The organism is Paenibacillus taichungensis (genome assembly GCF_003287275.1).
Lineage (GTDB): Bacteria > Bacillota > Bacilli > Paenibacillales > Paenibacillaceae > Paenibacillus > Paenibacillus taichungensis_A.
The window spans coordinates 363,674-375,853 of the sequence record NZ_QEVW01000009.1 but is presented as its reverse complement, the minus strand read 5'-3'; the positions used below and the strand labels follow the sequence as shown (position 1 = coordinate 375,853).

The window sequence follows — 12,180 nt, the reverse complement described above, 5'->3', positions numbered from 1 at the left end:
ATACTATGAAAATAGTTATCTATTACACCTTCGACTCAAAACGAATTCTGTATTGCTGCCTGTCACAAATCCCAATAAAAAAATCTCTCCAAAGCATGGTTGAATAAGCACCATGCCACAGAGAGATATAGAGAATATAGAGTTTTCGAATATGCTAACGTAAACTGACGGGCAAGCGTCCTGTTGGCTTCAATTCACCTGTTAAGACGAGGGACAATGCGCGAACCACTGCAGGAGTGTTCTCGTACGTACATACATAACTTCCCGGCGTCGGAATCTCCAATAGATCATATGGATTACGCAGAGCGACTACAATCAAGGAATGCTTCTCACTAAGTTTTTGAACCAAATGATGTTGTCCTTTCGGAAGATGGCCTGCGGAAGTGTAAGTACATACGATGATTTGATCTTCATCCGACACATCTTTCAGTATCTGATCCGCTTCATCATAAGTGGGCTGTGTCGTTATTTTGTGCTCCCGAACTCCGCCTCTCAGCTGCGATAACGCCACGCCAAGTGAATCTGTATGAGACCATGGTTCATCCACTTCTGTCCGCTGCACAACCTCGGGCCAGATGACATACACATTCTTCTCAGGGTTTAAGGGAAGCAATCCATCACTCTGAACTACAGTAATGCTATTGGAAGCAATCTCATCCAATCTGGATTCGATGGAGGCCAGCGACCTTGATGATTCATCTTTCTCTTTTGTTGAGAACGTGATCCCATCCTCATCAGATCCATCTGATATAGCATCATTCTCTTCCATAGAGACAAACGTATGCTTCCAATGACCACAACGCGCTGTCTTCCATGAAATAATACGTTCCAGTGCCTGGTTAATGGTGGCTTCATCCACTCGTCCAGTACGAACAGCTCCCACAACAGCTTCCACAGCCGAAATTTGATCTTGCAGTGTGTGACTGACCAGAATTAGATCGGCACCTGCCTCCACGGCACGAATGGCTGCCTCGGCCACACCATATGGCTTGGATATCGCATGCATTTCCAGACAGTCAGTAATAATAATGCCATCAAAGCCCATTTCTTCGCGTAACAGCCCCGTCAATACTTTACGGGACAATGTAGCTGGAATCGGCTCCGGTTCAATTGCCGGGAAGATAACGTGAGCTGTCATAATAGCATCCACTCCGGCCTCGATAGCGCGATGGAAAGGCAACAGCTCCACCTGATCCAGTCTGTTACGATCATGAGGTACAGTGACCATCCCCAGATGAGAATCCACCGCTGTATCTCCATGTCCGGGAAAATGTTTGGCTGTCGCAGCAACGCCTCGGGATTGATACCCTTTGATGGCTGCTGCACCATGAGCTGCTACGCTCTCCGCATTCTCGCCATAGGAGCGCACGCCGATGACCGGGTTAAGAACGTTGTTATTCACATCCAACACTGGAGCGAGGTTCATATCAATACCGATGTTTTTTAATTCATGACCTAGAATTTGTGCGCATTCAAGGGTATAGTCTGGATTCCCCGTCGCTCCCAGCGCCATGTTTCCAGGTACCTGGGTCACTCCCTCTTTGTCAATCCGGGCCACCATCCCGCCCTCCTGATCCACGGAGATCATCAGAGGTAAATCTCCGGCTTCAGCCGCGATCGATTGCAATTCGGAAGACAGTTGTTTTAACTGGTCTACGCTTGCCACATTCCGCCTGAAATAAATGACGCCTCCAACATGATAATCACGGATCAGTTGATTGATCTGTTCATCTGCATGCTGTCCATGGAATCCACACATAAACATCTGTCCTACCCGCTGTTCCAATGAAAGCTTATCGATCGAATTCATACGCATGCTTTCCTCCCCATTATGAACCTGCTCTTTGGTTTGACCTGAATTCTGATGGTTTCATGTGAAAATGTTTATGGAACACTTTGGAGAAATATCGCCGCTCCTTATACCCCGTCGCTTCTCCAATGGCTGTAATACTCCATTCCGTCGTACTCAATAATAAGGCTGCACTCTCCATCCGCTTATGGGTCATATATTCAACAAAGGTTACACCCATCTGATTTTTGAACAGCTGGCAAAAATAGCCCGGACTGATGCCCAGCCAATCAGCTACCTCATCAATGCCCAGATCACATTCCAGTCTGGCGTTCATATACTCGCACGCAGAACTGATCAGCTCCGACACAGAGGGGCGAGGTACACTTTTCTTATCATGACAAGCATAAGCAAGTGCCTCCGCCAGTTCGATTAATTCCTTGATGGAGGTTGCTGAATGCAATGCACTCCAGAAGTGCATTTCGTCCTGTTCAGCCATGACATGTACTTCGCGCAATTCACGAAGCATATGTACCAGCAGAAAACGCAGACTATTTTCGGCTACGCCATCCAGCTTACTCTTATGCTCGCTCATCCGATGTTTGAGCCGCACGAGCAGGTCTATCAATCCTTGTTTATTTCCCTGTCTGATCCAGCGGGTGATCAAGTCCAAATCCTCTTTTGTAACCCACATTGTTGTCCTGCTGGAAGGTTCTTTGGATGACATGATAGAGTGCTCAGCAGATTGTTGTTCCAGCGCATCGCTGCGCTGATTAGAATCATTCATGATCAGCAATCGCTGACAATGCCGGTATCGCTCAGCCATCTGATCATCCAGTTTCACAGGCATAACATCCTGAATGACTCTTGTCTTCATGCCTGAACCCATCTCAAATGTCGTATCTAGTTCCAATTGAACCTGTTGAGCCAGTACATCTGCTCGCAGTTTCCATTCATCTGACGCCTCCACCAACATGCACCATTCTCCCTTACGGGCCGAAATCAGCAGAGTTCCTTCACAAATCCGGTCTGTAATCTCCCTAAGTTTGGAACGGATCATTCCATGCCAGCTTTGGTGCTGTGCCCCAGACCAGCCGATCGAATGTTTGAAGTAACCCGACACATCGATAAGCAGCAGAATATACCGTAACGAAGATGCCTGTGTTTCCGGGGAAGAAGGAGGGGAAGAAAATAACGAATCCTCCTCTTTTCGCATCAGGTCAATGATATGTTTATGCTTTACCCATACTTCCATCTCCGATTTACGGTGGCGTTCAGCCTCCATTTCCAACCGTTTCTTCTGAATCTGACTGGCAAGCTCACGCAATTTCTGTTCCAGATCCAGGTAATCGATTGGCTTGCATATGTATTCATGGACATTGTAACGAATGGCTGTACGAGCATACTCGAACTGCTGATATCCTGTCAGCAAAATAATCTCACAAGTTTCTCCTTGTTCCCGCAATATTTGAATCAGCTCCAGACCATCCATAGAGGGCATGCGAATATCACATAACATGATGTCAGGGTGACATTCTGCAACTTTATCCAGTGCTTCTGACCCGCTTCTGGCCGTACCCACAATTTCAATGCCCATGTCTTCCCATGGCAAAATAAAACTCAAATTCTCCAAAATCGGCAGCTCATCGTCAACCAGCAACGCGGTTAGATTCATTCATCTTCCCCCTGCTCATATTGTGGAATAATACATTGAATGACGGTGCCATGTCCCGGAGAGGAACATATAAACACCCCATATCCGGCCCCATATTGAATCCTTATCCGATCTGCAACACTTCTTAAACCCAGCCCTCGACGCTCTGCCATTGAAGACAGCGGCTTCGTTCCCTCAGCCATGATGTATTCAGGCGGGTCTTCTGCCATGTATTCGAATCGAGCCAACATTTCCTGGGGAATACCGATACCATTGTCCTCAACTCGCAGCACCAAGTTATTCCTTTCCACAAATGCACTGATCCGAAGTATACCCTGATATTCAATTCCCTCGAACCCATGCTGAATACTATTTTCCACAAGAGGTTGAAGGGTAAGCTTGAGTATAGATGAGGTGTACAGATGAGATGGAATGTCAATCTCGTACCGGAACAAATCACTAAACCTGTAATGCTGGATCTCAAGATAACTCTGCAGGTGCCGTAACTCCTCACTAAGCGAGATCTCCTCCTGATCCTGAATACTGATCCGCAGCATATTGCCAAGACGTGTTACCATTTCACTTACTTTACGCCCTTCTCCCCTCATGGCTAGTCCGTTAATGGATTCCAGCGTATTGAATAGAAAATGAGGTTTAATCTGGGCTTGAAGCACGCGTAGTTCTGCCTTTGCCTTCTGTTCCTGCTCTGCACGCACACGTCGGAACAGACCTCCGATGCGATCCAGCAATTCATTGAACCCTTGGGCAAGCAGCTGCATCTCGTCAAAGCCACTTCCTTCGACCCGGGCATTAAAGTCTCCATCATCTACACGTCTCATGAATCGCACGAGTACCGCAATATTGCCTGTAATCCGGTTCATGAAAAACACATTGAAAACCATCGCAGCAAGCAGGCACAGCAGAATGATAATAATCGACCAACCTGCGAACACATTCGTCTCTGCCGATAATGCTTCCCATGAAGTGACACTGACCAGACTCCAGTTATAGTTTTTCAGATGATATTGTGAAATGATGCTTTCACTGCCATCGAACACTGCTCTGGTGCTGCTGAACCCTGGTCCGTAAATTCCAGAACGCACACCCAGATTCTCCATCCTTTCTCCGCTATAACGTCCAGAAGGATCGTATACAATCAGACCTTCTTCATTGATCAGCAGGAACGAAGTATCTTGTGCAGGATCACTTATTTGCAAATGGCGGAAGATGCGGTCCATCTCCCCTTTTTTAATCTGAACAACAAGAACCCCAATATTCTGAAAATAACTGAGTTCCTTGACCAACCGAATCTGAGTAAAGACAGGCTCTACGCCCGTCAGTTCAGGATATTCCAGAGGGGCCAGCCATTTGGGCACGCCGTTGAGTTCCTGGATTTCTTTGAATATTGGATGAACCTTAAATTGTTGAAAAGGAAGCGCTTGAAAATTTTCTTTCGTAAATATAGAAACAATCTGGTTATCCTGAGACGAACGCGGACGCAAATCATACAAAAAGGCATAACTGATGAACGGGTAGTTGTATAAAAGGGAACGGAAATTACGCTGGCTGGCATTCAGCGACAATTGATTACCGATTCCAAGATCCTGTTTGCTCGGATCTTTGGCGTTCAAAGCCATCTGGAATACCGATGTGGCAATGCCGTTGTCCGTGACATTGTTGATCTGCTGAAAAACATTCTCGATATTATAGCTAATCGCCTGGAGTGCATATTCAGACTGCTGATTGTATTTTTTCTCAATCGTATGTGATGTGACCAAGAACATGCCGATTCCAAGCGTGCACATCGGTACAATGATGAGCAACAGAAATGCCATGGCCAGCTTCATCCGCAAGTTCATTTCCCGTTCTCCCTATATAACGCATCGTTAATTAACCTTTAACACTACCTGCCGTTACGCCTTCAATGATTTTCTCCTGCAATATGGCGTAGATTACTACAACCGGTACAACACTGTATACAATGCCTGCTGACATCTGGGCATAATTCATTTGATACTGATCACGAAACTGGACCATGCCGACAGGCAGTGTACGCAGTTTATCGGTGGATAAGAAATAGTTGGCGAGTAAAAATTCGTTCCAGTTGCCGAGGAAATTCACGATAAACACCGTAACAATGGCTGGAACTGTAAGGGGTATCACTATTCTAGCAAAGATACCCGGAGCCCTCAACCCATCCATAACCGCCGCTTCCTCAATTTCCCCAGGAAGCGACCGCATAAAAGCAGCCAAAATAATAATCGTGAACGGAATTGCATTCGCAACATAAGGAATGATTAGCGCCAAATGAGTATCCAAAATGCCGAGCTTGCGGACAAGCAAATAAATCGGCAGCATGAGCGCATTGTTTGGAATCAGCATACCCGCCAGAATGAGACTGTACAGTAACATGCTCCATTTGCGGTGTCTCATCCGTGTTATAGCAAAGGCAAACATGGCACCAAGCACAATGGTTCCGACTGAGGACAAGACCGAAATATACATACTGTTCCAAAAATACGTTCCAATCTTGGCATTTACCCAAGCCTCCACGTAGTTATTAAACACCCAAGTGGAAGGCAGACCGAACGGATTTAGTGCAATTTCGTTGTTATCCTGCTTAAATGAAGAAAAAATTACGAATAAGAAGGGAAACAGAATCGCAAGTAGATACAACATCAACAAAACATGAGGTATACTGCCTTTTATGTTCTTTACCATCAATATTCCACCCTTTCGTTGCGTCTCGCCACCAGCAACTGATATACCGCGGTGAGCACAAGCGTCAGAGCAAAGATCAGAACCGCAATCGTATTGCCATAACCGTATTTAAAATTGGTAATCGCATATTTGATCATATACGTGGCAAGCACTTCGGTAGAGCCTGCGGGTCCACCTTTGGTCATAACCAGAACAATATCAGCTGCCTTCATCGCCCCGGCAATGGATAACATAATGACGACAGAAATGATAGGTCTGATAAGTGGCAATGTAATTTTGAAAGCTCTTTGTACGGCTGTTGCTCCATCAATGGCTGCCGCTTCATCCAGGTCCTTGGGAATAGCCAGAATGGCCGCCAAAACCATGACAATATAGAATCCCGTCCACTGCCACGCATTGGTTACGAGAATGGATATCATTGCGAATCGGTTATCGGACAACCAATAGACCGGCGAGATTCCTACCGTTTCAAGTAATTGATTCAACAGGCCGATGTTAGGCTCGTAGATGAACCCCCATAGAATACCGATAACTGCCGTTGACATAATGGAAGGCAAAAAGACGGCTGTTTTGTATAATCCCTTCAATCTCTTCACGTTTGCAATGAGCAGGGAAAACAACACAATGAGAGGCACCTGGATCAAAACCGAAAATGCGATAAAGAAACCGTTATTGCGCGTAGAAATCCAAAAACGTTCATCTGTCAAAGCTTTTGCATAGTTGGACAGTCCCACAAAACGAGGCTCTGCGGATACACCGTTCCAACTGGTCAGACTGTAATAGAGCGAACTGCCGATAGGATACAGGAAAAACATGATAAACAGGATCAGTGCCGGCAACACAAACAACGTATAGATCAGCGGGCTGCGGAGTGAAGTATTCATGATCTACCTCCTTCAGTGACTTCAACTTCTTATGCTCATATATAGAGCAGATTCCTCAGCAGTGTAATTCTCTAGATAGGACCAAGGGTTTTACCCCGGCAGTGTTCCAACCGGGGTAAACCAGCATGGTGTTAGCAGGTACTCTTCTTCGCTTAAAGATCGTTTATTCTACTGAAGCATTAGCCTCTTCCTGAACCTTCTGCAATTCTTCAGCCATTTTCTCTGGTGTCGTTTGTCCACCAACCAGCTTCTGAATTTGCAAGTTACTGATCTCTGTCGTTACATCGGCTTGAACGAGTGCATCGAAAGCCGGGAATGAAGTCTGCGATGCATTCAGAACAGCTACAATTTCTTTCATCAAATCGTCAGTGATGCTGTCTGTCAGCACTTTTTCATCCAATTTCATCGCTGGTAACACACCGTCTTCTACGAGTCCACGAACTTGCATATCTTCGTTGTAGAAGTTTTTGATAAAGGCTTTAACAGCCGCAAGCTTCTGAGGATCATCCGCAACCGCTGCGGAGAAGCCGTATCCGTTATTGACGTCACGCATCAGGGCTGTTTGATCTCCTGCACCGTTCTCTACTGGAGGCATATTGAAGAAACCAACCTTGCCAATGAGTGACTCACCGCTCTGTCCTTCCTTGAATACAGACGATTTCCATGTTCCGTCGTACATCAGAATCGCTTCACCACTCGTAAATTGAGTTGTATATTCTGCATACTCAAAGCCAAGCTCACCTTTTTTGAAGTAACCTTTATCCACCCATTCCTTATGCTTCGCGAATCCTGCGACAACGCCTGGATCAGTCCACTTGGCTTCGCCTGTAGCAAACTTCGCCGTAATATCAGGTCCAGCGTAACGGGACCACAGATGGTTCGTTAACATGAGTGGAACCCAGCCTGCTTTGGAAGCAGAAGCAAGTGGCACTTTGCCATCAGCCTTGATCTCAGCGAGCATATTATCCAGCTCAGCCATTGTTGAAGGCGCTTTCCAACCTTTTTGCGTAAAGTACTCTTTATTGTAGAAGAAACCTTCTCCCGATCCGCCAATAGGCAGTCCGTAGACTTTACCTTCATAGGTGAATGGTTCAAGCGATGAAAATTGGTCCTGAATGCCCAGCTCTTGCAAGATTGGCGTGAGATCCAACAACATGCCCTCTTTGGCATATACTTTGGAGTCCGGACTGCCGAACAATTCGAAGATATCCGGCGGATTGCCTGCTGCCATCTCACCACGAAGCTTCTCCTTACGGTTTACATCGGATTCAACTCCGTCCAGTGTAAAGGTCAGGTTAGGTACTTCACTCTCCACTTTGGCCACAACGTCCTGCAGAATGGCCAGCCTTTTTTGTTTGTCGGCACCCACCTGAGTGTGACGGAGAAGCATCTCAACCGGTTCCTTGCTTGGCTCCGCAGGCGTATTGCCTGCTCCCTGTTGTGGTTCGTTAGTTGAGCTCGAACAACCTGCCAATGTCCATGATGTGATTAGCAATAATGAAAGCAGTAATGTCATTCCTTTTTTCATTCGTATGACCCCCCTCAAGATATTGAGCATTTGGCTTTACACTCTGATTATAAAAAGTTGTAGCTTACATCGTAAGGATGACAATTCATCAATGGAGGGATAAAATCCTTCACTGGACAAATAATCTTGTATTTACAATAGATAACAGCACAAAAAAACAGCCCCTGCGAAACATGTTCGCAAAGACTGCTTGGTTGGAAATAAGTTGAACTAAAGAATATTTACACTTGCCACTCCGATGACAGAACAACCTTCCGATCGCTGTTATCCCCCGATTTTTTTGATTCACTTTTACAAAGGTGAAAATCTGGGAATAAAGGCGAACGCTCCGCTTCTCCAGCTTATTTCTGTCCTCTACGTTCTCGTGTAAATAGATAGTTCAATTTATTTGTAACTGTTGTTACTTATTTGGAGCAAGTCATGCCCGCTGTCTCCGCACGACCTTGTTCAATCAAACGATACGCTCGTTCCACTTCCTCATCACTCGGAGAAGAAACACCATCAAGCGGATAGGCTTTCCCCAGCGCCTGCCATTTGTAGATTCCCATCTGATGATAAGGCAGGATTTCGAACTTCTCGACTCCATTTAGCGTTCCAATAAACCGCCCCAGATTGTGCAAGTCTTCTTCCTCATTGTGGATCCCTGGCACATACACGTGGCGAATCCACATTTTTCGTCCATTGTCCGATAACCATTGTGCGGTGCGCAATGTTCTCTCGTTGGATTTGCCTGTCAGCTTGATATGTTTCTCATCATTGATGTGCTTCAGATCCAACAAAACCAGGTCCGTGTTATCCAACAAATCATGAATCCGATCCGGTTCATTGAAACCGTTGCTGTCCAGCGTAGTATGCAATCCCCAACGGCGTTTCACTTCTTTGAAAACTTCGGCTACAAAATGAGCCTGTAATGTTGGCTCCCCGCCGGATACCGTAAGTCCTCCGCCGGAACTGCGATAGTAGGACAGGTATGGCTCGATTTCAGCCAATACCTCCTCCACACTCATTTCCCTGCCACCATCCAGTGCCCATGTATCCGGATTGTGACAATACTGGCATTTGAGCAGACATCCCTGCATAAAAAGCACGAAGCGGATGCCTGGGCCGTCTACCATCCCGAAAGTTTCGAGTGAGTGAATATGTCCATTAACCATGCTGCCTCTTCCTTTCTGTATCGCATCCGCTGTGCGTTTAATATGGAGTTTCTACTCCTTTGAACCGTTGAGTTAAGTCCGAGTTACATCGAACCATGGAAGGTCCGGTTAATGACATCGAGTTGTTGCTCACGTGTCAGTTTGATGAAATTAACTGCGTAACCGGATACCCGTACTGTCAGCTGCGGATAGTTTTCCGGGTGATCCATCGCGTCAATCAACTGCTGACGATCAAATACGTTCACGTTCAGATGGTGTGCCCCTTGACCAAAATAACCGTCCATCATTGCAACCAGATTGGATTTACGTGTGTCTGACTCTTTCCCGAGTGCTTTAGGCACGATAGAGAATGTGTTAGAGATCCCGTCAAGGCTGTGTTCGTACGGCAATTTGGCTACTGAGCCAAGGGATGCCAGTGCACCTTTTTTGTCCCGACCATGCATTGGGTTCGCCCCTGGTGCAAACGGTTCGCCTGCTTTACGACCATCCGGCGTTGTACCTGTTTTCTTGCCGTACACTACGTTCGATGTGATCGTCAATACAGACTGAGTTGGGATCGCATTACGATACGCTTTGTGTTTGCGAATCATGCCCATGAAGCTTTCCACCAGTTCAACGGCGATGCTATCGACACTGTCTTCATTGTTACCGTAACAAGGGAAGTCACCTTCAATTTCAAAATCAATTGCGATGCCTTGTTCGTTGCGGATCGGTTTGACTTTCGCATACTTGATGGCACTCAGAGAGTCTGCTGCAACCGAGAGACCAGCAATACCACAAGCCATCGTACGTACAATGTCACGGTCATGCAGGGCCATTTCAATACGCTCATAGCTGTATTTGTCATGCATGTAGTGAATGACGTTGAGTGAGTTCATATACAGTTTGGCGAGCCATTCCATCATCGGTTTAAAACGTTTCATCACTTCATTGTACTCCAGCACTTCGCTTGTGATCGTCGGATATTCAGGTCCAACTTGTGCTCCCGATTTCTCGTCACGACCGCCGTTTATTGCATACAGCAATGCTTTTGCCAGATTGGCACGAGCGCCGAAGAACTGCATTTGTTTCCCGATCTTCATCGCAGATACGCAGCAAGCAATACCATAATCGTCTCCGTAGATCGGACGCATCAGATCATCATTTTCATACTGGATGGAGCTCGTTTCGATGGATACTTTTGTACAGTATTGTTTGAACGCTTCCGGAAGCTTGGTAGACCAAAGTACAGTAAGGTTCGGCTCAGGTGCTGGACCAAGATTGTTCAGGGTGTGCAGGAAACGGAAGCTGTTTTTCGTAACACGGGTTTCTCCATTTACGGACATGCCACCGATGGATTCAGTTACCCATGTTGGGTCTCCACTGAACAATTCATTATAATCCGGCGTACGCAGGAATTTGACGATCCGCAGTTTCATAACAAAATGGTCAACCAGTTCTTGAGCCTGTTCTTCAGTCAGCAAGCCTTCTTGCAAATCACGTTCGATGTAAATATCCAGGAACGAAGAAACACGTCCGAGCGACATCGCCGCACCATTTTGCTCTTTGATCGCAGCCAGGTAACCGAAGTAGAGCCATTGGAACGCTTCTTTCGCAGTTGTGGCTGGCAAGGAAATATCGAAACCGTGCATTTCACCCAGTTGTTTTAATTCTTGCAATGCACGAATCTGCTCGGACAGTTCTTCACGGAGGCGAATGACATCTTCATCAATCACATCGACTTCAAGTGCATTCAGTTCTCCTTTTTTATTTCGAATCAGGAAGTCCACACCATACAGAGCAACCCGCCGATAGTCACCGATGATCCGGCCACGGCCGTAAGCATCCGGCAGACCGGTAATAATCCCTGCTTTACGTGCTGCACGCATTTCAGATGTGTAAGCATCAAATACACCCTGGTTATGTGTTTTACGGATGTTCGTAAATATATCAATGACGCCTTGAGGCATTTCAAAACCATAAGCTTCACAAGCATCAATCATCATGCGAATTCCACCGAATGGCTGAATGGAACGTTTGAATGGAGCATCCGTTTGAACACCAACAATCTGTTCTTTGGATTTATCCAGATAGCCGGGTTGGTGAGAAACAATCGTTGCTGGCGTGTTTACGTCAACATCAAGTACCCCGCCGTTATCACGTTCTTTTTTGGTCAGATCGGAGACGATATCCCATAACTCTTTCGTATTCTGAGTTGCACCTGCAAGAAATGCTTCGTCGCCATAGTAAGGTGATAAGTTACGTGCCAGAAAATCATTCACATCTACGGATTTCGTCCATGTTCCTTTAGTAAAGTTTCTCCAGCCTGTTTGTTGTTTGACATCTTTTTCGATCACCGACATAGTAATCCCTCCACAAATTTGGATTTCCGGACACATGACAGGATGCATCACTCGTCTCATCTGTGCCCAGAGCCGCGATTAATGTGATAAATTTCACATGTAAGCCGG

Annotated in this window: 8 protein-coding genes; all 8 read right to left on the bottom strand. The window is 46.1% G+C overall.

The features are described from left to right. Positions 1–154: 154 nt before the first annotated feature. Positions 155–1,816: a beta-N-acetylhexosaminidase gene (nagZ, locus tag DC345_RS16470; protein WP_113053990.1), complete on the bottom strand. Its 1,662-nt coding sequence runs from the start codon at positions 1,814–1,816 to the stop codon at positions 155–157. A 13-nt stretch (positions 1,817–1,829) separates the two neighbouring features. Next, positions 1,830–3,464, bottom strand: coding sequence for a response regulator (locus DC345_RS16465; protein ID WP_113053989.1), 1,635 nt, complete (start codon positions 3,462–3,464; stop codon positions 1,830–1,832). Beyond that, positions 3,461–5,302 carry a cache domain-containing sensor histidine kinase gene (locus tag DC345_RS16460; RefSeq protein ID WP_113053988.1) on the bottom strand — a complete coding sequence of 614 codons (1,842 nt, stop codon included), beginning with the start codon at positions 5,300–5,302 and terminating at the stop codon, positions 3,461–3,463. The genes DC345_RS16465 and DC345_RS16460 overlap by 4 nt, the downstream gene beginning before the upstream one ends. Before the next feature lie 31 nt (positions 5,303–5,333). After that, positions 5,334–6,164 (bottom strand): carbohydrate ABC transporter permease, encoded by an 831-nt coding sequence (locus tag DC345_RS16455; protein ID WP_063565672.1) that lies wholly within the window; start codon positions 6,162–6,164, stop codon positions 5,334–5,336. Next, positions 6,164–7,048, bottom strand: coding sequence for a carbohydrate ABC transporter permease (locus DC345_RS16450; RefSeq protein WP_076291853.1), 885 nt, complete (start codon positions 7,046–7,048; stop codon positions 6,164–6,166). Before DC345_RS16450 ends, DC345_RS16455 begins: the two co-directional genes overlap by 1 nt. A 163-nt stretch (positions 7,049–7,211) precedes the next feature. Continuing rightward, positions 7,212–8,576, bottom strand: coding sequence for an extracellular solute-binding protein (locus tag DC345_RS16445; RefSeq protein WP_113053987.1), 1,365 nt, complete (start codon positions 8,574–8,576; stop codon positions 7,212–7,214). Positions 8,577–8,980: 404 nt separating this feature from the next. Continuing rightward, positions 8,981–9,730, bottom strand: a complete 750-nt coding sequence (gene pflA, locus DC345_RS16440; protein WP_113053986.1) for a pyruvate formate-lyase-activating protein — start codon at positions 9,728–9,730, stop codon at positions 8,981–8,983. An 83-nt stretch (positions 9,731–9,813) separates the two neighbouring features. After that, on the bottom strand, positions 9,814–12,072 hold the full coding sequence (gene pflB, locus DC345_RS16435; protein ID WP_113053985.1) for a formate C-acetyltransferase: 2,259 nt from the start codon (positions 12,070–12,072) through the stop codon (positions 9,814–9,816). Between the last annotated feature and the right edge of the window lie 108 nt (positions 12,073–12,180).

Bases quoted from the DNA above. Each gene is read 5' to 3' on its own strand.
- nagZ (WP_113053990.1), bottom strand. From the start codon at position 1,816: ATGCGTATGAATTCGATCGATAAGCTTTCATTGGAACAGCGGGTAGGA.
- DC345_RS16465 (WP_113053989.1), bottom strand. From the start codon at position 3,464: ATGAATCTAACCGCGTTGCTGGTTGACGATGAGCTGCCGATTTTGGAG.
- DC345_RS16460 (WP_113053988.1), bottom strand. From the start codon at position 5,302: ATGAACTTGCGGATGAAGCTGGCCATGGCATTTCTGTTGCTCATCATT.
- DC345_RS16455 (WP_063565672.1), bottom strand. From the start codon at position 6,164: ATGGTAAAGAACATAAAAGGCAGTATACCTCATGTTTTGTTGATGTTG.
- DC345_RS16450 (WP_076291853.1), bottom strand. From the start codon at position 7,048: ATGAATACTTCACTCCGCAGCCCGCTGATCTATACGTTGTTTGTGTTG.
- DC345_RS16445 (WP_113053987.1), bottom strand. From the start codon at position 8,576: ATGAAAAAAGGAATGACATTACTGCTTTCATTATTGCTAATCACATCA.
- pflA (WP_113053986.1), bottom strand. From the start codon at position 9,730: ATGGTTAATGGACATATTCACTCACTCGAAACTTTCGGGATGGTAGAC.
- pflB (WP_113053985.1), bottom strand. From the start codon at position 12,072: ATGTCGGTGATCGAAAAAGATGTCAAACAACAAACAGGCTGGAGAAAC.